This window comes from Paraburkholderia caffeinitolerans, assembly GCF_902859945.1.
Classification (GTDB): Bacteria; Pseudomonadota; Gammaproteobacteria; order Burkholderiales; family Burkholderiaceae; genus Paraburkholderia; species Paraburkholderia caffeinitolerans.
The window spans coordinates 17,590-37,598 of record NZ_CADIKL010000053.1 but is presented as its reverse complement, the minus strand read 5'-3'; the positions used below and the strand labels follow the sequence as shown (position 1 = coordinate 37,598).

At 66.8% G+C, this 20,009-nt stretch carries 18 protein-coding genes; 12 read left to right on the top strand and 6 right to left on the bottom strand.

What is annotated here, in order from left to right:
* Positions 1-95: 95 nt before the first annotated feature.
* From HV773_RS32740 to HV773_RS32725, 4 genes are all read left to right on the top strand, one after another.
* Positions 96-1,520, top strand: coding sequence for a UbiD family decarboxylase (locus HV773_RS32740; RefSeq protein ID WP_175197999.1), 1,425 nt, complete (start codon positions 96-98; stop codon positions 1,518-1,520).
* Positions 1,517-2,104: a UbiX family flavin prenyltransferase gene (locus HV773_RS32735; RefSeq protein WP_175197998.1), complete on the top strand. Its 588-nt coding sequence runs from the start codon at positions 1,517-1,519 to the stop codon at positions 2,102-2,104. Before HV773_RS32740 ends, HV773_RS32735 begins: the two co-directional genes overlap by 4 nt.
* 31 nt (positions 2,105-2,135) lie before the next feature.
* Positions 2,136-3,251 carry a CobW family GTP-binding protein gene (locus HV773_RS32730; protein WP_175197997.1) on the top strand — a complete coding sequence of 372 codons (1,116 nt, stop codon included), beginning with the start codon at positions 2,136-2,138 and terminating at the stop codon, positions 3,249-3,251.
* Between the two features lie 74 nt (positions 3,252-3,325).
* A complete protein-coding gene (locus HV773_RS32725) occupies positions 3,326-4,054 on the top strand; it encodes a maleate cis-trans isomerase family protein (protein WP_175197996.1) in 729 nt (242 codons plus the stop codon).
* A 72-nt stretch (positions 4,055-4,126) separates the two neighbouring features.
* Here the strand turns inward: HV773_RS32725 and HV773_RS32720 are convergent, their stop codons facing one another.
* Entirely contained in the window at positions 4,127-5,374 is a 1,248-nt protein-coding gene (locus tag HV773_RS32720) for an MFS transporter (protein WP_175197995.1), read from the bottom strand.
* A 228-nt stretch (positions 5,375-5,602) separates the two neighbouring features.
* Between HV773_RS32720 and HV773_RS32715 the strand changes: the two genes are divergently transcribed.
* The 6 genes from HV773_RS32715 (at position 5,603) to HV773_RS32690 (ending at position 13,413) form a co-directional block, all read left to right on the top strand.
* Entirely contained in the window at positions 5,603-6,541 is a 939-nt protein-coding gene (locus tag HV773_RS32715; protein ID WP_175197994.1) for an SH3 domain-containing protein, read from the top strand.
* Between the two features lie 914 nt (positions 6,542-7,455).
* Entirely contained in the window at positions 7,456-8,154 is a 699-nt protein-coding gene (locus HV773_RS32710; RefSeq protein ID WP_175197993.1) for a response regulator transcription factor, read from the top strand.
* Between the two features lie 50 nt (positions 8,155-8,204).
* A complete protein-coding gene (locus HV773_RS32705) occupies positions 8,205-9,680 on the top strand; it encodes a FecR family protein (protein ID WP_246282557.1) in 1,476 nt (491 codons plus the stop codon).
* A gap of 11 nt (positions 9,681-9,691) precedes the next feature.
* Entirely contained in the window at positions 9,692-12,130 is a 2,439-nt protein-coding gene (locus tag HV773_RS32700; RefSeq protein WP_175197992.1) for a CHASE2 domain-containing protein, read from the top strand.
* A gap of 120 nt (positions 12,131-12,250) precedes the next feature.
* The gene (locus tag HV773_RS32695; protein ID WP_175197991.1) at positions 12,251-12,889 is read left to right on the top strand and encodes a DUF4136 domain-containing protein; all 639 of its coding nucleotides are present in this window, start codon (positions 12,251-12,253) and stop codon (positions 12,887-12,889) included.
* Between the two features lie 149 nt (positions 12,890-13,038).
* Entirely contained in the window at positions 13,039-13,413 is a 375-nt protein-coding gene (locus HV773_RS32690; protein WP_175197990.1) for a VOC family protein, read from the top strand.
* 48 nt (positions 13,414-13,461) lie between these two features.
* On the opposite strand, the gene bluB is transcribed toward HV773_RS32690, so the two are convergent.
* The 4 genes from bluB to HV773_RS32670 form a co-directional block, all read right to left on the bottom strand.
* On the bottom strand, positions 13,462-14,154 hold the full coding sequence (gene bluB, locus HV773_RS32685; protein ID WP_175197989.1) for a 5,6-dimethylbenzimidazole synthase: 693 nt from the start codon (positions 14,152-14,154) through the stop codon (positions 13,462-13,464).
* Positions 14,155-14,268: 114 nt separating this feature from the next.
* Positions 14,269-15,177: a flagellar brake protein gene (locus HV773_RS32680; RefSeq protein WP_175197988.1), complete on the bottom strand. Its 909-nt coding sequence runs from the start codon at positions 15,175-15,177 to the stop codon at positions 14,269-14,271.
* Positions 15,178-15,353: 176 nt separating this feature from the next.
* Positions 15,354-16,829, bottom strand: coding sequence for a sodium:solute symporter family protein (locus tag HV773_RS32675; RefSeq protein ID WP_175197987.1), 1,476 nt, complete (start codon positions 16,827-16,829; stop codon positions 15,354-15,356).
* Complete coding sequence (locus tag HV773_RS32670) at positions 16,826-17,041, bottom strand: DUF3311 domain-containing protein (RefSeq protein ID WP_175197986.1); 216 nt, start codon at positions 17,039-17,041, stop codon at positions 16,826-16,828. The genes HV773_RS32675 and HV773_RS32670 overlap by 4 nt, the downstream gene beginning before the upstream one ends.
* A gap of 331 nt (positions 17,042-17,372) precedes the next feature.
* On the opposite strand from HV773_RS32670, the gene HV773_RS32665 reads away from it, so the two are divergent.
* Together HV773_RS32665 and HV773_RS32660 are read left to right on the top strand one after the other, a co-directional pair.
* Entirely contained in the window at positions 17,373-18,050 is a 678-nt protein-coding gene (locus HV773_RS32665) for a MarC family protein (protein WP_175197985.1), read from the top strand.
* 77 nt (positions 18,051-18,127) lie between these two features.
* A complete protein-coding gene (locus tag HV773_RS32660) occupies positions 18,128-18,961 on the top strand; it encodes a class II glutamine amidotransferase (RefSeq protein WP_175197984.1) in 834 nt (277 codons plus the stop codon).
* 11 nt (positions 18,962-18,972) lie between these two features.
* On the opposite strand, the gene HV773_RS32655 is transcribed toward HV773_RS32660, so the two are convergent.
* Positions 18,973-19,986: a glycosyltransferase family 2 protein gene (locus HV773_RS32655; RefSeq protein ID WP_175197983.1), complete on the bottom strand. Its 1,014-nt coding sequence runs from the start codon at positions 19,984-19,986 to the stop codon at positions 18,973-18,975.
* Positions 19,987-20,009 lie beyond the last annotated feature (23 nt).

The following is a 20,009-nucleotide window of genomic DNA, read 5'->3' as shown; positions in this document are numbered from 1 at the left end:
GCGAGGCGGCCCGCGATAGCAGCTGAGCGCAATGGCGCGGCGCCGTGCAGGATAGGCGGCCCGCGCCGTTGAAAGGCTGATGACAAGGAACCACCATGACATCGACCCGTTCGTCCGCTCTCGATCGCGCAGACGCTAATCCGCAGGACTTTCGCCATTTTCTCGCCGGCTATCGCGCCGCGCACCCCAACGACGTGCTGACGATCAGCGAACGCGTGAGCGCCGACCAGGACGCCACCGCACTCGTCTGGCAGCTTGCCGCGCAGAACCGCCATCCGCTGCTCGCGTTCGAGCAGGTCGACGGCTTGCAGACGCCGCTCGTCACCAATGTGTTCGCGTCGAGAAAGCGCATCGCGTGGATGCTCGACACGAATGTCCAGAATCTGCACAACGAATTTCAGGCATGCAGCCGGCGCATGGTGGCGCCGCGCGTCGTGTCCGATGGCCCGGTGCTCGAATCGGTCGAGACCGAGCGCATCGACCTCACCACGATCCCGACGCTGCGCCATTTCGAAACCGATCGCGGCCCGTACATCACCAACGCGATCCTGATCGCCAACGATCCCGAGACCGGTATCGGCAATGCGAGCTATCACCGCTCGATGCTGCATTCCTCGACTGAGATCGCCACCAGCCTGCATTCGCGCGGACACCTGTGGCGCATGCTGCAGCGCGCGCAGGCGCTCGGCAAGCCGCTGCCGGTCGCGATGGTGATCGGCGCGCATCCGCTCTTCATGCTTTCTGGCGCCGCGAGGCTGCCGTATGGCGTCGACGAGCGCCACGTCGCGGGCGGGCTGCTCGGCGCGCCGCTCGACGTCGTGAAGACGCCGCGTTACGGCATCGAGGTGCCGGCTTACGCGGAGTTCGTGCTTGAAGGCGTGATCGACCCGCATGCGCGCGCCGAAGAAGGGCCGTTCGGCGAGTTCACCGGTTACTCGTCAGATCGTTCTACTAACAATCTGTTCAAGGTGGAAAGCGTGCTGCGCCGGCGCGATCCGATCCTGATCGACGTATCGGGCGGCAACTCTGCCGAGCATCTGAATCTCGGCCGCATTCCGCGCGAGTCCGAGATGGTCGAGAAGCTCAAGGAGCGCTTCCCCAGCGTGACCGCGGTTCACTATCCGTCCTCGGGAACGCACTTTCACGCCTACGTCGCGCTGAAGCAGTCGCGGCCCGGCGAGGCGCGCCAGGTGATGCTCGGGCTGCTCGGCTGGGACCCGTACCTGAAGAACGTGGTGGCCGTCGACGCGGACGTCGACATCACGCGCGACGAAGAAGTGTTGTGGGCGATTGCGACGCATCTGCAACCGCATCTGGACGTGGTGATCGTCGACGGGCTGCCGGGCAGCGCGCTCGATCCGTCCGCCTCGGGCGTGGGCACGACCTCGCGCATGGGGCTCGACGCCACGCGTGGCCCGCACTTCGACGGCGTGCGCGCGCAGATTGGCGCCGATGCGATGACGCGCGCCGCGCAACTGCTCGCCGGGCTTACGCCGCGGAACCTGCGGAGCGCATCATGAAACGCCTGATCGTCGCGATCACGGGGGCGAGCGGCGCGGTGTACGGCGTGCGGCTGCTTCAGCAACTCGCGCGCGTCGAGCACTGCGAGTCGCATCTCGTGATGTCGCCTTCGGGGCTGCTGACGGCGGGCCACGAACTCGGCATGGGGCGTCGCGATGTCGAGGCGCTGGCCGATGTCGTGCACAACCCGCGCGACATTGGCGCGACGCTCGCGAGCGGGTCGTTCCGCTGCGACGGCATGGCGGTCGCGCCGTGCTCGATGCGCACGCTCGCGGCCATCGCGACCGGCCTCGCCGACAACCTGATCACGCGCGCCGCCGACGTGATGCTCAAGGAACGCCGCAAGCTCGTGCTGCTCGCGCGCGAAACGCCGCTCAACCTCGTGCATCTGCGCAACATGACGAGCGTGACCGAAGCAGGCGCGATCGTGTTGCCGCCGGTGCCCGCGTTTTACAACCATCCGCGCACGGTCGACGACATCGTCGACCACACGGTCGGGCGCGTGCTCGACCTGTTCGATATCGACCACGAAGGCCTCGTCGGCCGTTGGCAAGGGCTGCGCGCCGACGCAGCCGCAAACTGATTATTCCGGACCCGTAGAAGGAGACAACACAATGAACCAGCTCAACACGCAAACCCAGCCACAGTCGGTGCAGCCGGTGCCGGTCACGATCCTCACGGGCTTTCTCGGCTCGGGCAAGACCACGCTGCTGAACTACATCCTGACCGAGCGCCACGGCTACCGGATCGCCGTGATCGAGAACGAGTTCGGCGAAGTCGACGTCGATTCGGAACTCGTGATGACCTCCGACGAGGAAATCTTCCAGGTGACCAACGGCTGCATTTGCTGCACGGTCGACGTGCGCACGGACCTCGTGAAGATCCTGCAGAAGCTGCTCGAACGGCCGGAGAAGTTCGATCACATTCTGGTCGAGACGAGCGGTCTTGCGGACCCCACGCCCGTGGCCGCGACCTTCTTCATGGATCACGACGTGGCGCGCCAGGTCGCGCTCGACGGTGTCGTCACGCTGGTTGACGCGCTGCACATCGAGAGCCATCTCGACGATCCGAAGCTGACCGGCTTCGACAATCAGGCAGTCGACCAGATCGTTGCGGCGGACCGCATCATCATGAACAAGACCGATCTCGTAAGCAACGACGCGCTCACGAGGCTCGAAGCGCGGCTGCATCATTTGAACGAAGGCGCGCAGATTCTGCGCTCGAACTACGCGCAAGTCGATCTGACGAAGATTCTCGGCATCGGCGGCTTCACGCCCGGGTGCACGAGTCTCGAGGATCACGATCATGACCACGACGACCATGCGCACGATCACGGCCATGACCACGTGTGCGACGCGAGCTGCGATCACGCGCACGATCACCACGACGCAGACCTCGGCCATCGGCACGATCCGTCGGTAAGCTCGGTGTCGCTCGTGTTCGACCGGCCGTTCGATCGCGAGCGCCTCGAATCGGGCTTGCGCGCGCTGCTCGCCGTGCAGGGCGACGACATGTTCCGCATGAAGGGCATCTTCGAGATCGCGGACGATTCGCGCCGTCACGTCGTACAGGCGGTGCACCGTCAACTCGACCTGCATGCGGGCGAGCCGTGGGCGAACGATGCGCGTGAAAGCAAGCTCGTGTTCATCGGCCGCAACCTCGATCGTCAGCGGCTGCGCGTGATGCTCGATCTGTGCACGTGGCGCGAGCCCATCTGCGCGCCGGCCTGATCGATCCCACAACCGTTATTTGACTGGCATTGGGCGACGTTGAATTTCGCCCGATGCCATGGAGCATTGATTCAATGACAAAACGAATCCATCTCGGCATGTTGACACCGTCGTCGAACACGGTGCTCGAGCCGCTTACCAGCGCAATGGTTGCCGGCTTGCCTGGCGTCAGCGCGCATTTTTCGCGCTTTCCGGTGACGGAGATTTCGCTGGGCGCGCGCGCGACCGGCCAGTTCGAATTCGACAAGATCGTCGACGCGGCGCGTCTGCTCGCCGATGCGCGCGTCGACGTGATCGCCTGGAGCGGAACCTCGGCGGGCTGGCTCGGCTTCGACGGCGACCGCGAACTGTGCCGGCGTATCACCGAGGCCACCGGCGTGCCGGCGACCACGTCGGTGCTCGCGCTCAACGAGATTCTCGAGCGCACGGGTGCGCGCCGCTTCGGCCTTGCGACGCCGTATCTCGAGGATGTGCAGTGCAAGATCGTCGATAACTACGGGCGGCACGATTTCGAGTGCGTGGCTGAACAGCATCTCGGGCTGCAGGTGAACTACAGTTTCGCCGAAGTGACCGATGAGCAGATCCGCACGGCGGTGCGCGAGGTTGCTCGCGCGAAGCCGCAGGCCATCACGACGTTCTGCACGAACCTGCGTGCCGCGCCGCTGGTCGAGGCGTTGGAGGCCGAGACCGGCATTCCCATCTACGACACGGTGGCGACGGCGGTATGGAAGTCGTTGCGGATGGTGGGCGTGGACACGCGCGAGGTTCGCGGCTGGGGCCGGCTGTTCCAGGAAGTGGTTTGAGCTTCAGCGAGTTTTCACGCAGAAACGCCCGGCATGCTGGGCGTTTCTGCGCGTTTCAGCATTGACAGCCGTTCACTTCCGCGAAGCCGTCGATTGCCCGGCCAGTCGCGATTTCCCCACGCTTTGCGCGCCAATCCACACGAGCAATGCCGTGCCCGCAAGCGCGCCGCCCGCCGCGCACACGCCAAGCCAGCCTTCGGCCGCATACGCGGCGCCCGCCGCGCTCGAACCCAGCGCACCGCCAAGGAAATAGCTCGCCAGATACGCGGTCATGATGCGGCTGCGCGCGGTGGCGTCGATTTCGAAAATCACGCTCTGGTTCGCAATGTGCAGCCCTTGCACGCCCACGTCGAGCAGCAGCGTGCCGACAATCAGCAGTGGCAGCGAAGCGCCGCCGCCCGCGAGCAGCGCGAACGAGATCAGCAGCGTCGCGGCGAACGCGCCGGTTGCCTTGTTCTCGTGGCCGAGGTCGACGAGCCGGCCGGCCGGGTGCGCCGCGAGCGCACCGATCACGCCCACGATACCGAATAGCCCGATCTGCGCATCGTCGTACCCATAGGGCGCGCGGCTCAGCACGAAGGTAAGCCCGGTCCACACCACGCTGAAGCACGCGAACGCGAGCGCGCCATAAACCGAGCGCAGCACCAGCAGCGGTTCGTGGCGCATGAGTTGCGCGAGCGATGCGAGCAGGCGCGCGTAGCGCACGGGCGTAACAGGCGTAACGGGCGTAATGTGCGTAATGTGAGTAAGGGGCTGCGTGTTCCTGGGCAGCACCATTGCGAGCACCACGGCGATGGCGACGCTGGCCCCTATCGCAATCGCAAAGATCGCGCGCCAGCCCGCCCAGTACGCGACATAGCCCGCCACGATGCGCGCGAGCAGCACGCCGAGCAGCAGCCCGCTCATCACCACGCCGACTGCGCGCCCGCGCGAGGCTGGGTCCGCGAGCGACGCCGCCATCGGAATCAGGATCTGCGTCGAGCAGGACGTGAAGCCGACCAGCATGCAGCCGGCGGCGAAGACCAGATAGTTCGGACTGAAAACGATGATGCCGAGCGCGGCGACGTTCACGGCGAGCAGCCGCAACACCAGCGCGCGGCGGTCGACCACGTCGCCGAGCGGCACGATCAGCACGAAGCCGGCGGCGTAGCCGAGCTGCGTGAGCGTGACCAGATAGCCGAGATCGGAGACTGGGCGGCCGAACGCGGCAGCGATCGTCGCGAGCAGCGGCTGCGCGTAATAAACGTTGGCGACGATCACGCCACAGGCGATGGCGAACAGCGCCGCCATGCCGCGCGTGAGGCCGGTATTTTTCTTCATCGGGGTCCCCTTGCGAAGCACAGCCATCGCGGCGCGTTGCCGGGGCGGCGCGCGCATCGCGGGGCTCACCCGATAGTAGGGAACCGGTTTCGATATGTAAAATATCGATTCAATAGCTTATTCATATGAAAAACATATGGATTGTCGGCGCGATTTGCCGGCACGCGCGCTGTCGAGGAACGGAATATGCTCACTCTTGTGCATAGTCACAGAAGAAAAGAGGGGAGCATGACAAGTCGATATACGAAACCGCCGCGCGGGCTGGCCTTGCCGCTCGCGACGGTCTGCGTGGCCGCGGGGCTGGCGTTCGCGGCGTCAGGCGTTCGCGCGCAGACCCAGGCCTATACGAGCGAGCCTGTCGATCTGTTCGCCGGGCCTTCCGACGCCTACCCGGTGGTGAGCGAACTCGGCCCCAACGTGCCGGTCACCGTGATGGGTTGCGTGAACGACTACTCGTGGTGCGACGTCGCGCTACCGGGCTTGCGCGGCTGGATCTATGCGGACTATCTCAGCTATCCATATCAAGGCGCGTACGTGCCGCTGACGGGCTATGGCGCGGTCATCGGCCTGCCGATCATCACGTTTTCCGTGGGGGCGTACTGGGGCAGCTTTTATCGCGACCGGCCCTGGTATGGCGACCGCGATCGTTGGGCGCATGCGCCGCCGCCGGGGCGCGGGCGCCCGCCGGAACCGCAGCGGTTTCACGGCGGGCCGGCAGGCGGCGAAGGGCGGCCACCGCCCCCTCCGCCCGGCGGAGCGCGTCCGCCCGTCAACGGCGCTCCGCCACCGGGCGCGGGGCGTCCGCCCGAACCGCCGCGCATGCCTGGCAACGAAGCGCCACCGGTTCATGGCCGGCCGCCCGTGAACGGCGGCCCGCCGGTTGCCGCGCCGCGTCCGCCTGCTGAAATGCAGCGCCCGCCGGTCGAACCGCCGCGCCCGCCCGCGCAGGTGGTCAACCCATCGCACCCACCCATGCCGCAACCGAATATGGGCCGTCCGCCCGCGCAGGGACCCGCGCCCGCGTTCAATCACGCGCCCGGCCAGCCGCCTGGCGGTGGCCGCCCGCCAGAGCCGCAGGCCGAGCACGGCCGTCCCGAGGCGCCGCAGCAAGGCGGCCATCCGTCCAGTCAGGGCGGGGGCAGGGGCGACCAGCGGCAGCAGTACTGAGCGCTTCCGTGTGAGCCAGCAAGGGCGCCTGCAATGGGCGCTCTTGTCCGTTCACGGCCGGCGTGATTAATTTGGATTCCATATCAAGTGTGCCGGCATGCCCACCGTTGACATTGCGTAAGGATCAATCGTGGCCGAGCGCCCACGTCCGAGCTAGCCGACAACCGCGCCCCGTCGATTTAACAATCCCTGACAGTAGCTTTACGAGCTTGCCGCCACAATAGCTTGTAGCGGCGTGTCGAGGTATGGACCGCGCAGGATGGGGTGCGCGGCTCACGCGCACTTGGCAAGGAATTCGGCTACGGGGGCCGGCGCGGTCGGGACACGGCGACGCGCCGGTAGTGAGGAAATCAGAGCGGACCCGAGTTCGCCGGATAACGCTGGAAGACAGCGCCTGGAAGTACCAGGAGTGGCGATGGCGGCGGGAAACGCCATGGTGTGATCGGCTGCGGTCTAGAGCGGGTGTCGGGCGGTGATGCCCGCTCGTGCGTGACGCGCCGGTCCGGCGGCGCTTGCGCCGGCGGTCCTAGTCCGTGGGGAGGACGCCGGAGACCTCGCAGTGCGCGGCCCGCGGCTGTCGCCACTCGTTTTTCATCATGAGGTCCTGTTCACGCATGCACCGTGCGAGCTGCGCGTGGGGCCGTGCTGCCGGGCGCGCGCGGTGCAAGCCGGAGACGCAAGGCCGCGCGGCGTTCAATGGGGGACGTTTTCGACTACCATGAGCAAAAACTGGTTCCCGATCTCTTTCAGCCACATTGCTGCGTGGCGCGTGCCCGTTTGTTTCGAGACGCGGCGAGAGTGGCGCCCGGGCTGTGCAGCATCGGCTGCTCGGCACGGGATAGGGGGTGATGGTCGGGCCTTGCCGGGCCAGCCCATCCCGGGAAGATGAATAACGACACTGGGTGCAGGACATTATGAGAATCGCAGTACTCGACGACGATCCGGCACAGACCGATTTCGTCTGCCAGACGCTGAGCGCGGCTGGCCACGTCTGCCACGCGTTCGCCAAGGGAGGGGAGCTCGTCAAGCAGCTCCGGCGGCAGACGTTCGACTTGCTCGTGCTCGACTGGAACGTTCCCGACATGGCCGGCGATGAGGTCCTGCACTGGGTCCGCCAGAGCCTGTCCACGCGCTTGCCCGTGCTGTTCATGACGAGCCGCAGCCGCGAAGTCGACATCGCGCTGATGCTCAACAGCGGCGCCGACGACTACGTGGTCAAGCCGGTCTCCGCGCCGGTCCTGCTCGCGCGCGTGGCGTCGCTGCTGCGCCGCGCGTATCAGCTGCACGCGCCGACGCAGAAAGAAGTCTTCGGCGAATACGAATTCGATCTGAAGTCGCGCCAGGCGTCGGTCGGCGGCAAGCAGGTGGCGCTCACGCAAAAAGAATTCGAGCTTGCGCTGCTGCTGTTCCAGCATCTGAGCCGGCCGCTTTCGCGCGCGCACATTCTCGACGTGATCTGGAAGCAGTCGGACGATATCCCGTCGCGCACCATGGACACGCACGTCTCCATGCTGCGCTCGAAGCTCGGCTTGCGCCCCGAAAACGGCTATCGCCTCACGCCGATCTACGGCTACGGCTACCGGCTCGAACGCATCGAGGGGGATGCGGCGTGAGGGGCGCGTATTCGGCGATTCCTGCTGGGTATTGCGCCGCGCCCGGGCGCGTGACGCTTTCCGTCGCGCTGTCCTGGCCCAATCCTGCCGGTCCGCAAACCGTTCCGGGCGCACCGTGGGCACCACGCGCAGCCGCGCGCTCCCCACTTGCCTGCGCGATTGCCTGTGCGCTCGCGTTGGGTCTGCTGCCCGCCGTGGGCCGCGCCGAAGCCCGCAAGCCGAACCCGCAGGCGACCGAAATGGCCGTCTACGTCACGCGGCCCGGCGATTCGCTCTACGACATCGCCACGCGCTATCTACGCAATCCCGCCGACTGGACCAAGGTCGCGCGCATCAACCGCGTGAGCGCGCCGCGCCGGCTGCAGCCGGGCACCTCGCTGCGCGTGCCGGTTGCGTTGCTGCGCCAGGACCACTTGAGCGCGCGCGTGATCGCCACTTCGGGGCCGGCGAGCCATGCGTTCGGCAAGGGGCCGATGCTGCCGCTCGTCGTCGGCGGCACGCTCGTCGAAGGCGACCGCGTGCAGACCGGCGAGAACGGCTTCGCCACGCTCGAACTCGCCGATGGTTCGCATATCGTCATCCCGCCGGGCGCCTCGCTCGATCTCTCCACGCTGCGCCAGACCGCGCTCACCGGCTCGACCGATCGCGTGGTCAATCTCCATCGCGGCCAGGTGAATACCGAGGTCACCAAGGCCACGCGCAAGGACGACCGCTTCCAGATCCGTTCGCCTTCGGTGGTGGCGGGCGTGCGCGGCACGAGCTTTCGCGTGAATTACGACGGCGACAAGGGCTCGACGGCGGTTGAAGTGATCGAGGGCGCGGTGGGTGTGGACGCGGCGTCGCGCGCCCCGGCCGCGTCTGTCGCGCCCGCGCCGGGCACGCCGCTCGCGGCTTCCTCGCAGCTCGTCGCGGCGCGCCACGGCAGCCTCACGCTCGCGGGCGGCGCCGTGGGCGCGCCCGTCGCGCTGCTCGACGCGCCCGATCTGCGCAACCCGGGGAAGGTCCAGGACGACGAAACCGTTGCGTTCGATATTGCGCCCGTTACCGGTGCGCACAGCTATCACGTACAGATCGGCCGCGACGCGGGCCTGTTGGACCTGATTCGCGACACGCATTCCGATGGGCCGCACGTCGTCATCGGCGCGCTCGAGGACGGCACGTATTTCGCGCGCGTTTCCGCCATCGACGAGAACGGCCTCGAAGGCATGCCGTCGACCTACGCGGTCCAGCGCCGGCGCCTCGCGCTGGGCGCGTCGGCCGGGCGCGTCGAAGGCACGCGCGACTATGCGTTCCGCTGGTTCGTCGACCAGCGCAGCGCCGCCAATACGCGTTTTCGTTTCGTGCTCGCCACCTCGGAGGACTTGCGCACGCCGCTCGTGGACCGCACCGACATCACGAACGGCGAAGCCGTCGTCAGCGATCTGCCCAAGGGCGTCTACTACTGGACCGTGATTGCCGAGCAGTTCGACGGCGGCAAGTACTTCCAGAAGGCCAGCCCGGTACAGTCGTTCCGTCTCGAGTGGTGAGGCGCTCGCGCATGAGCGTGAGCGCATTCCGCCGTTCCCGCCCCGGCCGTCCGGTCGGGCGGCGCTTTCTGTTCGAGTGGCTGGGCGTGGCGTGCGCCGGCATTGCCGTCGTGCTGCTGAGCGTGGTGGGGCACTGGACGCTTAGCGCCGATCACCTCGTTTACGACCGCTTTCTCGCGGCCCGCGAGCGGCCGGTTTCCCCCGACATCGTGATCGTCGAGATCGACAATGAGAGCGTTGCCGCGCTGGGGCGCTGGCCCTGGCCGCGCAGCGTGCACGCGCAACTCGTCGACTGTCTTGCGAAAGCGGGCGTGGCCGCCGTGGTGTACGACGTGCTCTTCACCGAGCCCTCGCCCGACGATGCGCGCCTGGGCGCCGCGCTGCGCGAGCGGCCCTCGTATCTGCCGGTGCTGCTGTCTCCCGCCAATGAGGCCGACAACGGCCATCGCGAGGTCGAGAAGCCAGTCGCGCCGCTCGCCGAGGTCGCCGCGGGTCTCGGCCACATCAACCTCGAAGTCGACAACGACGGCATCGTGCGCAGCGTCGCGATGTTCGAGGGCGACGCACGGCAGCGCTGGCCCCAGTTGATGGTGCCGGTCTGGCGCGCGGTGCGCGCCGGCGCGCTCGTGCTTCCCGATCTCGCCGGCGCGAGCAGCGCCGCGACCACTGCCGCCGACGCCAGGCTCACGCGCACCAGCGAGCCGGACAGCGAAGCGCGCTTTTTGCTGCCGTTCAACGCCAATACGCACGCTTACCGCAAGGTGTCGTTCTCGCAGGTGCTCGAAGGCCGCGTGCCGCCCGACGTGCTGCGCGGCCGCGTGGCGCTGGTGGGCGTGACCGCATCGGGCTTGTTCGACCGTTTCGCCACGCCGCTCTCGGGCACCCTCGGGCCGCTGCCCGGCGTCTATATCCACGCGCTCACGCTCGATACGCTGCTGTCGGGCACGGCCATCGAACCGGCCTCGCCGATCGCCGTGGTGCTCGCCTCGCTGCTGCCGCTGGCGCTATTGCTGCACGCGTTTCTCGTCTATTCGCCGCTGCGCACGCTGCTCCTGTTGCCGCTGCTGGCGCTGCTCTCGCTGGCCGGCAGCGCCGTGCTGCTCTATTACGCACGCATCTGGCTCCCACCCGTGCCGGCGATCGTTGCGCTCGCACTCGTCTACCCGCTCTGGAGCTGGCGGCGCCTCGAAATGACGATGGCGTATCTGCGCAAGGAACTGCGCCAGCTCGCCGACGAACCTTATCTGCTGCCCGAAGCGCCCACGCCGCCCCGCGAGTTCGGCGGCGACGTGCTGGCCCAGCAGATGGCGCTGATGGCGCAAGCCGCGCAGCGTCTGCAGGACATGCGCCGCTTCGTCTGGGACAGTCTCGACTCGGTGCCGGAGCCGCTCGTCGTCGCTGACCTGCGCGGTGTGGTGCTGATCGCCAACCACGCGGCGCGCGCCTATTTCTCCGACCTGAACGTGAGCGCGGCCGAGGGGCGCGGAATGCCTGAAGTGTTCGGCGATCTCGCGCTCGTGAAGCCCATCGACCCGAACCCCGAGGCGCTCGCGTTGGCGCATGCGCACTGGCCCGCGCCGCTCGATCCCGCGCGCGGCGAGTTTGCGCAACTCATGGAGCGGGGCGTGGAAGTGCGCGCACGCGACGGCAGCGACTACCTGCTGCGTTACGCGAGTTGTACCAACGCGCAGGGGCAGGCGGTGGGCTGGATCGCGGGCCTCGTCGACGTGACCGCGCTGCACGACGCCGAGCGCCAGCGCGAGCACGCGCTGCGTCTCCTGTCGCACGACATGCGCTCGCCGCAGGCGTCGATCGTGGCGCTCGTGGAGACCGAGCGCGAGCGTGGCACGCTGACCGCCGGGCCGGTGCGCGAGGTGATGGACCGCATCGAGCGCTACGCGCGCCGCTCGCTCACCCTTGCCGACGACTTCGTGCAACTCGCCCGCGCCGAGTCGCAGCAATACGCGCTGGAGCCCACCAGCCTGACCGAGCTCGCCATCGACGCGAGCGACGAAGTCTGGCCGCAGGCGAGCGCCAAGCACATTCAGATCGAGACGGCGTCCGACGGCGAGCAGATGGGCTGGATCAACGCCGACCGCTCGCTCATGACGCGCGCCCTGGTCAATATTCTGAACAACGCGGTGAAATACAGCCCACCCGAAACGAGGATTGTCTGTAGTATCGCAGTCGCGGACGGCCAGGCCCCGCGCGTGATCTGTTCGATTCGCGACGAGGGCTACGGCATTCCGCTCGAGGATCAGGCGAAGCTGTTCCAGCCATTCCGGCGTTTTCATGCGGGCCAGCGGCCCGAGGTGAGCGGCGCCGGGCTCGGCATGGCGTTCGTGAAGACGGTGGTGACGCGTCACGGCGGCGAAATCCATGTGGAGAGCGCGCCGGACCAGGGCACAACGGTGACGATGTCGCTGCCGGCGCTCGATACCGCAGCTTGACGGCGCTGGCGTGTGATTGGCTTGGGCACATGAGCACTGATCACTGAGCGCCGCCTGATCCCTCCCAATTGCGCACCATGGCGCCCGAACCGGCTGCCAACGATTCCGATGGAGTTCTCCGTGAAAGTCCTGATGACGATCTGCACCTTGTCGATGCTGGGCGCGCTCGCCGGCTGCGCAGGCGCGAGCGCCGATGTGCGGGCAACTGGCGACCTGAGCGCAACCGATCTGGCCACCGCCACGTACCGGCTCGCGCGCACGCCCGCGCAGGCTGAAGCCGACCAGCCGCTGCCTTACGAGGCGCTGCTGCGCGCCGGCCTCGCACAGCGCGGCTTCAAGGAGGGCACGCCCGAGGCGGCGCGCTATATCGTTTCCGCGGCATGGGCCTCGCGGCCCAGCGACGTCGGCGTGGAAGCCGGTGGTTCCGGTAAGGGGGGCGCCTGCATTGGCGGCTGCGTGCCGTCCGAAGGGCCGTCGTTCCCGTGGTTCGGCAAGCGCTATACGCATACGCTCACGTTGCGCTTCCTCGCGCTGCCGGACGGCCGCGAAGCCTACAAGGTGAGCGCGGAGAAGCGCGACCGCAACGCCGACGCGCAACAGGCGCTCCCGTATCTGGTCGCCGGCGCGCTCGCGCGGCTGCCGTATGCGGGCGCGCCGCAATGGCGCGTGAAGCTGAAGGAAGCCGATCACGCCGCCGCCGGTCAGGCGGGCGCAGCAGCCATGCCTGATGTGATTTCCATTAAGCCGCTCGCGCAGTAAGGCATAGTTAGGCCCCGGCCTGAGCGCGAGTGCGGATGTGCGCAATTTTCCCCAGGCCGCTGGCGGGCGTTGCGCACTAAACTGGTCTCCACGTGCCACGGCAAGGGTTGCCGTTGGGGACGGGTTTTGCATGAAACCAGGAGACGGATATGTTCGATCACGTGGGTCTGCGCGTGCGCGATCTCGCACGCAGCATGCGGTTTTATGAGGCGGCGTTGACGCCACTGGGTTGTGGCGTAAGCGTGGAGTATGGCGATGTTGCTGGCATCGGCAAACCTGGCATGCCTAAGTTATGGCTCCACACCGTACCGGCCAATGACGCTGCCACGCCGCGCGGCGTGCATGTGGCGTTCGCCGCCGCGAGCCGCGCCGAAGTCGACCGCTTTTACGCCGCCGGCATCGCGGCAGGCGGCACGGATAACGGCGCGCCGGGCCTGCGGCCCGATTACAGTCCCGACTACTACGGCGCTTTTCTCATCGACCCTGATGGCAATAACGTCGAGGCCGTCACGTTCGGCGCTTGATAGACGCTTGATCGGCGTTTGATCGGCGCCGGAATCGCGGATGCCGGGCTATGCGGAACCCGTGCCCGCGCTTTCGGCTTGCGGCGCGGCTTCTGTCGGCTCGTCCAGCCAGCGGTTTTCATACACGCATTTGCCGAGCACGCGGCGCTCGGCCCAATGCTCGATCTCCAGCATCGGCTTCGGATAGAACTCGGCTACGTGGCCGACGCAAAGAATCGCCACGGGTTTGGCGCCCGCGGGCATGTGCAGCAGCGCGCGCACTTCGTCCACGTCGAAGATCGACACCCAGCCCATGCCGAGCCCTTCGGCGCGCGCCGCGAGCCACATGTTCTGGATCGCGCACGCGACCGAGGCGAGGTCCATCTCCGGCAAGGTGCGGCGGCCGAAGATGTGCGCTTCGCGGCGGTCCATCAGCGCGACAACGAGCAATTCGCCGCAGTCGCGCATGCCTTCCACCTTGAGCTTCATGAACTCGTCGCGGCGCTTGCCGAGCGCGTCGGCGGTGGCGACGCGTTCGCGCTCGACGGTCTCGTGCAACTGCTCGCGCAAGGCCGCGCTGGTGATGCGCACGATGCGCCACGGCTGCATATAGCCCACGCTCGGCGCGTGATGCGCGGCGTCCAGCAGACGCGCGAGCACCGCCGGATCGACGGGGCCGGGCGTGAAGTGCCGCATGTCGCGCCGCTCGTGGATCGCGCGGTAGACCGCCGCGCGTTCGGCTTCGTCAAAGGGCTGTGCCATGGAAGAGTGCGGCCAGTGAAGGCCGGGTTGGAAGGTGCGCAAATACCATAGCACACGCATTTCGGCCTTCGCGCATGGGCGCGCCGCACCAGGGGTAAAACCGGAGCGTCCGTTTCAGCGCGTGCTGTTGCCCCAGTAAACCACGTCGTCGTGGCGGTCGAACACATAGACTTTCATCGCCATCTGTTCGGCGCTCGTGAGGCTATCGAGTTCGAGGCCGAGCGTGCATTGCGCGCCGTCTTCCTGCTGCACGTTGCGAATGACCGCGCTGGTTTCGATGGGCGTGTCGAGATCGCCGGAGCGCAGGCTGAAGGCAATGCGCAGCCGCTCGCCCACCTGGCCGAGCGCCCATGGCGCAACGAGCGAGAGCCCCAGCGCGCTGATGCCGCGCGCGAGCGCGACGCCCTGATAACCCTCGGCGCCGATGCCGAAACGCACCGGAAAGCGCGCGTGCACGCGAATCGACTTGCGCTCGCGCAGCAGGCGGATATGGGCCGGCTCCGAGAGTACGAGATAGCCTATCGGCGCTTGATGGATCGCGTGCAGCGTGCAGACGAAGCGATAGACGGCCTGGCTCGCGATCGCCACGATTTCGACGTTTTCGCCGGGCGTGAGTGCGACCGGGCGGCCATCGGCGTAGGGCAGCGTCGCGAAGATCGACTCGTTCGGCGCAATGCCGATCAGCTTGCACGGATGCATTGGCGCGCCGCTCGCGCCTTGTTGCGGGCGCAGGCCCATCGATGCGCCAATCGAAAGATGCAGGTCGCGCACGGTCGGCGCGGCTTCGTGCTCCGGCGGCTTCGCGTGCGCGAGTGCGCCCCCGGCCTCGGGCGCTGCGCGGTCGCCGCGCCGCGGCGCGAAGTGGCGGAACAGGAAATCGCGCTCCATCTCGCCCACCAGGGTGGCGCCGCGTTCGAGCAGCAGCGTGCCGTCGTGGTCCACGAGCGGCCATTCGAGCGGCTGGCCGGGCGGGAGGTCGGCTGGCGTGAGCAAGGCAGCGGCGGTTTCGAGTGTGTCGGTCATCGGCGCGCGGGACGGGTGTGAAGTGACGGGATCACTGTGTTTACGGCACGCGCCGCAAAGAATTGAATTTCATCCGCTCACCGCCGGCGAACATAAAAAAGCGGCGCAATGAATGCGCCGCACGTCATCAAAACAGTAATCGAAACAGCAATCGAAACTGAAGCCCGCGATCGATCTCAGTGCGCGCCCGCGTGCTCGTGATCCGCATGCGTGTGCGGCTGCGTGAGTGCGCTCACGGCGGCGAGCACGATGATATTCACGCCGAGCGCGAGAAAGCCGATGTTGATGTCCTTGAACGTATCCGATGCGAACGGGACCAACTGCGCGACGCTCAGGTGCAGCAGCGTGGTGAGCACGACCACCAGCACGCCAGCGAAAATCCCGCAGAACGCGCCTTGTTTCGTCACGCGATTGCGCGCCGCCAGGCTGCACACCAGCGCCGGGAACAGCTGCGTGACGAAGTTGTAGCCCATCAGCAGCAGCGCTACGATGGTCTCGCCGCCCCTGAGCGTGAAGCCCACCGCGACCAGCGCGACCACCGGCACGCAGAAGCGCGCGATGCGCGCGACGCGCTCGTCGGCGGCGTTTTTATTCAGCGCGCCGCGATAGACGTCGTTGGCGATCAGCGTGGACGCCGTGGTGAGAATCATCGAGCCCGGCACGAGCGCGGTGAGCACGCCGGCCGCGCCAATCACGCCAATGAACCACGGATCGAAGGTTTGCAGCGAAAGGCGGAACAGCGAGAGGTCGATGTCGGGGCCCTTGAGGCCCGGCACCTTGAGCACCGCCGCGAATCCGCAGAAGAACACGAACAGCAGGATCAGTTGATAAAGCGGCAGGATGGCGGCGTTGCGGCGGAAAATGCGTTCGTTCCTCGCGGTGTAGACCGACATGAACGTGTGCGGCCACATGAAGAAGCCGAGCGATGCGATCAGCGTAGTCGACTGGAACCACGTCACGCCCTGGCCTTTTGCCGGGAAGCTGAGGAAGCCGGGCTTGGCCGCGTCGATGGCGCGGAACATCTCGGCATGCGAGCCGTAGTAATGGACCGGCAGATAGATGCCGAGGAACACGGCGATGGCGAGAATCATCGTGTCCTTGACGACCGAGTTCCACGCGCAGCCGCGCACGCCCGAGAAGATCACATAGGCGGTGACCACCACCGCGCCGATCCAGATCGCCGCCGTGGAGGGAATCGCACCGTACGAGGCTGTCGACACGATGATGCCGAGTCCCTTCAGTTGCAGCACGAGATATGGCACGAGCGCGGCCACGCCCACGCATGCGACCAGCACGCCGAGCGCGGGGCTGCGGTACTTGGTTGCGAAGAAGTGCGGCTGCGAGACCAGCCCGTGTTCCTTCGCATAGCGCCACACGGGCGGCAGCATCCAATACGAGAGAATGTACGCAAGCGTCCCGTAAGTCAGGATGTAATAGACAGGCGCGCCCTTGCCATAGGCGAAGCCGCTGCCGCCGAGAAACGTGAAGGTGGTGTAGATTTCGCCCGCCATCAGCAGGAACACGAACGCGGTGCCGAAGCTGCGTCCGCCCACCGACCACTGCTCGAGACTCATGTCGTGGCCGCGGCGCGCACGTATGCCCAGATAAAGTGCAATCACGGTCATCGCGGCGATGATGATCAGCGCGCTCATGATCGCACCCCGCCTTGTGCATCCTGCTCGTCGCGGTTAGTCGGATCGAGCTTGTAGACCAGCCCCATGATGGCCGCGGTCAGCACGACCCACATGACGATCCACGCAAGCACGAGTGGCATACCGAGCACGAGCGGCTCGGTGCGGTTGACGAACGGCACGCCTATCAGGATGCCGATGAAGGGTAGCGCAGCGAGCAACTTCAGTGACATGGCAACTCCTTTGGATAAAAAGGAAACCTTGCTTCGAAGTTCGTTTGGGGTTCGGTCAAATCACTCTATGCCCGCGAATGCGCCCCGTAAAGCTGCCAATAATCCCGATGCGATCCCGATGCGATCCCGATGCGATCCCGATGCGATCCCGATGCGATCCCGATGCGCGAGGTTTGTGCCGATGGCGCAGCTTGGTGCGCTGCGTCATGTAGCAGGGTCTTTCGCGCGTGCAAGCCGGCATGCTGCCGGCACGGTGGACGCCGCTCCGGTTACACTTCTCGCTGCCGGCGGCGGCGCCATTTGAGCCCGCTGCGTTCACCGGATCGCTTACATGATCGAGAGCCTGATTTCAGACATTCTGTTCGGTTTTACCGGACTGATCAGCATCATTAACCCCATCGGCATCGCCTTTGTTTTTCTCGACCGCACGGCCTCGCTCAGCGACGAAGAACGGCGCCTGCTCGCCAAGCGCGTCGCCACCAATGCGGGGTTCGTGCTGCTGGCGGCGTTTTTCGTGGGCACGCCCATCCTGCACTTCTTCGGCATTTCGATGGAGGCGCTGCGTATCGGCGGCGGCCTCGCGGTGGCCGTGAGCGGCTGGCAGATGCTCAATGCGCCGGAACCCGAGCCGTCCGTGGCCGATCATCCGGTCAAGCCGCTCAGCGCCGCGTCGGCGCACAGTAAGGCTTTCTTTCCGCTAACGATTCCGCTTACCACGGGTCCGGGCTCGATTGCCACGGCCATCGCGCTCAATGCGAACCGCACGCACAAGCTGTCGGCATTTCTGCTCTCGGGCATTGCCTCGATAGCGATTTCGGTGCTCGTGGTGCTGGTGATCTACTACGTCTACAGCCGCGCCGCGCGCCTGGCGTTTTACCTGGGCACGGAAGGCACGCGCGTGGCCATGCGCATTTCGTCGTTCCTGCTATTGTGCATCGGCGTGCAGATTATTCTCACCGGCTTGAGCGGCTTTCTCGTGCCGCTACTCGGCGGGTACGCGGCTATTTAAAACCGGGGCGCACGGGGTCCTGCGGGCCGCCACAGCACGTCGGGTCGTTTATCGAGTCGTTGAAAGTGGAGGTCACCATGTGCCGCTGGCTTGCCTATACCGGTAACGCTGTGCCGCTCGAAACCGTGCTGTTTCACGCGCGCCATTCGCTGATCGACCAGAGCCTGCATTCGAAGCTCGGCGCGACCACCACCAACGGCGACGGCTTTGGGGTCGGCTGGTATCAGCATCCGCACGACATTCCGTATCGCTATCGGAGCGTGCAGCCCGCCTGGAACGACCGCAACCTGCGCGAGATCGCTCGCGCGGTGCACGCGCCGATGTTCATCGCGCACATACGCGCCGCCACCCATACGCCCGTGCAGGAGACCAACTGCCACCCGTTCCGGCACCGGCGCTGGATGTTCGTGCACAACGGGCTGATCCAGAGCTTTCCGCTCGTGCGGCGCGAATTGCTGGTGGCGGTCGAGCCCGCGCGCTTCAGCGCGATCGAAGGCTCGACCGATTCCGAAGCGATGTTCTATCTGGCGATGACCTTCGGGCTCGAAGTCGATCCCGTGCCCGCGCTCGAGCGCATGGTGGGCTTCGTGGAGGCCACCGCGAAAAAGCACGGCATCGAGCCGGCGCTCAACATGACGGTTTGCGCGAGCGACGGCGAGCAGCTCGTGGCCGTGCGCTACTCCAGCGAGCGCAAGTCGCGCTCGCTCTTTCACACGACCTCGTTCAAGCACCTGCACGAACTCTATCCCGATGATCCGCGCATCGTGGCGGCGGGCGAGGACGCTTATTTGCTCGTGTCCGAGCCGCTGGGGGATTTACCGGAAGTCTGGGCCGAAGTGCCCGAGTCCACCGCGATCGTGGTGCGCGGCGCGCAAGTCGAATATCGCGATTTCGTGCCGGTCATGCCTTGAATTGCAGCGGCTTACCACGCGCGCTGGCCGGACTGATCGTATTTTTCGGCCATGGCGGGAATGCCGGCGCGCACATGGCGCTCGGCACGCCGCACCTGGCGCGTAAGCAGCACGACGTGCGCGGGCGCGACGCGGCGCCGCCGCAATACCCAGAAGGCGCCGCGCAGCAGCGCGAAGCCGGCCGGGCCGAGCGAGCGCTGGCGCGCGAACACCGCGAGCGCGCGGCCCGTGGCGGCCAGCGCGTCGCGCAGCGGCAGACGCATCCATGCCACCCACGCCGAATTACGCGCGAGCGCGCAGTGCTGCGCGCGCGTGAACCAGCGGCATAGCGGCTCGCGATGCGCAAGCGCCGCCTCGCAATACACAATCGCGTGGCCTGCGCTCAGCACGTCGAGCGCGGCCAGTTCTTCCGCGCCGCCATGCGAGAGCCGTTCCTCATAGCCGCCGAGCGCGCGCAACACGCTCGTGCGGAAGACGCACGCCCCCGCCATGAAGCCCGCGAGCGACGGGCCGGGCAGACCCTCGCCGCCAGGCGAGGTGGCGTTGAGCATGAGGCACGCCGGATGGATTTCACGCTCGTCCTCGCCGACCACGCGCGCATTGAGCACCGCCACGTTCGGATGATCGTCGAGCCGTTGCACCGCCTGTGCGAGCGCGCCAGGCGCGAACCAGGTGCTGTCGTCGCAGCACGCCACATAGTCGGTGCGCGCGAGCGCGAAGGCGCGGTTAAAGCCCGCCATGCCGTGATCGCCGAGCGTCTGGACGATGCGTACCTGCGGAAACAGCGAGGCGAGCAGGCTCACGGTGGAGTCGCTGGAGCCGTTGTCGGCCACGATTACGGGCGGATGCTCGGGCAAGGCGGTGAGCCGCGCCACGGTGTCGACGATCTGGCGCACGTGGTTGCGCGTGAGCACGATCACGGTGACGCGCGGGCCGGGTTTGGCAACGGCCCCGGAGCCTGTGTCGGCTCCGGAGACGGGCTTGGGACCGGATTCTGAACCGGAGGATGGGGGAGAAGCGTTCATCGCGTTTCGGGCGGCGGCGAGCC

Bases quoted from the DNA above. Each gene is read 5' to 3' on its own strand.
- HV773_RS32740 (WP_175197999.1), top strand. From the start codon at position 96: ATGACATCGACCCGTTCGTCCGCTCTCGATCGCGCAGACGCTAATCCG.
- HV773_RS32735 (WP_175197998.1), top strand. From the start codon at position 1,517: ATGAAACGCCTGATCGTCGCGATCACGGGGGCGAGCGGCGCGGTGTAC.
- HV773_RS32730 (WP_175197997.1), top strand. From the start codon at position 2,136: ATGAACCAGCTCAACACGCAAACCCAGCCACAGTCGGTGCAGCCGGTG.
- HV773_RS32725 (WP_175197996.1), top strand. From the start codon at position 3,326: ATGACAAAACGAATCCATCTCGGCATGTTGACACCGTCGTCGAACACG.
- HV773_RS32720 (WP_175197995.1), bottom strand. From the start codon at position 5,374: ATGAAGAAAAATACCGGCCTCACGCGCGGCATGGCGGCGCTGTTCGCC.
- HV773_RS32715 (WP_175197994.1), top strand. From the start codon at position 5,603: ATGACAAGTCGATATACGAAACCGCCGCGCGGGCTGGCCTTGCCGCTC.
- HV773_RS32710 (WP_175197993.1), top strand. From the start codon at position 7,456: ATGAGAATCGCAGTACTCGACGACGATCCGGCACAGACCGATTTCGTC.
- HV773_RS32700 (WP_175197992.1), top strand. From the start codon at position 9,692: ATGAGCGTGAGCGCATTCCGCCGTTCCCGCCCCGGCCGTCCGGTCGGG.
- HV773_RS32690 (WP_175197990.1), top strand. From the start codon at position 13,039: ATGTTCGATCACGTGGGTCTGCGCGTGCGCGATCTCGCACGCAGCATG.
- bluB (WP_175197989.1), bottom strand. From the start codon at position 14,154: ATGGCACAGCCCTTTGACGAAGCCGAACGCGCGGCGGTCTACCGCGCG.
- HV773_RS32680 (WP_175197988.1), bottom strand. From the start codon at position 15,177: ATGACCGACACACTCGAAACCGCCGCTGCCTTGCTCACGCCAGCCGAC.
- HV773_RS32675 (WP_175197987.1), bottom strand. From the start codon at position 16,829: ATGAGCGCGCTGATCATCATCGCCGCGATGACCGTGATTGCACTTTAT.
- HV773_RS32670 (WP_175197986.1), bottom strand. From the start codon at position 17,041: ATGTCACTGAAGTTGCTCGCTGCGCTACCCTTCATCGGCATCCTGATA.
- HV773_RS32665 (WP_175197985.1), top strand. From the start codon at position 17,373: ATGATCGAGAGCCTGATTTCAGACATTCTGTTCGGTTTTACCGGACTG.
- HV773_RS32660 (WP_175197984.1), top strand. From the start codon at position 18,128: ATGTGCCGCTGGCTTGCCTATACCGGTAACGCTGTGCCGCTCGAAACC.
- HV773_RS32655 (WP_175197983.1), bottom strand. From the start codon at position 19,986: ATGAACGCTTCTCCCCCATCCTCCGGTTCAGAATCCGGTCCCAAGCCC.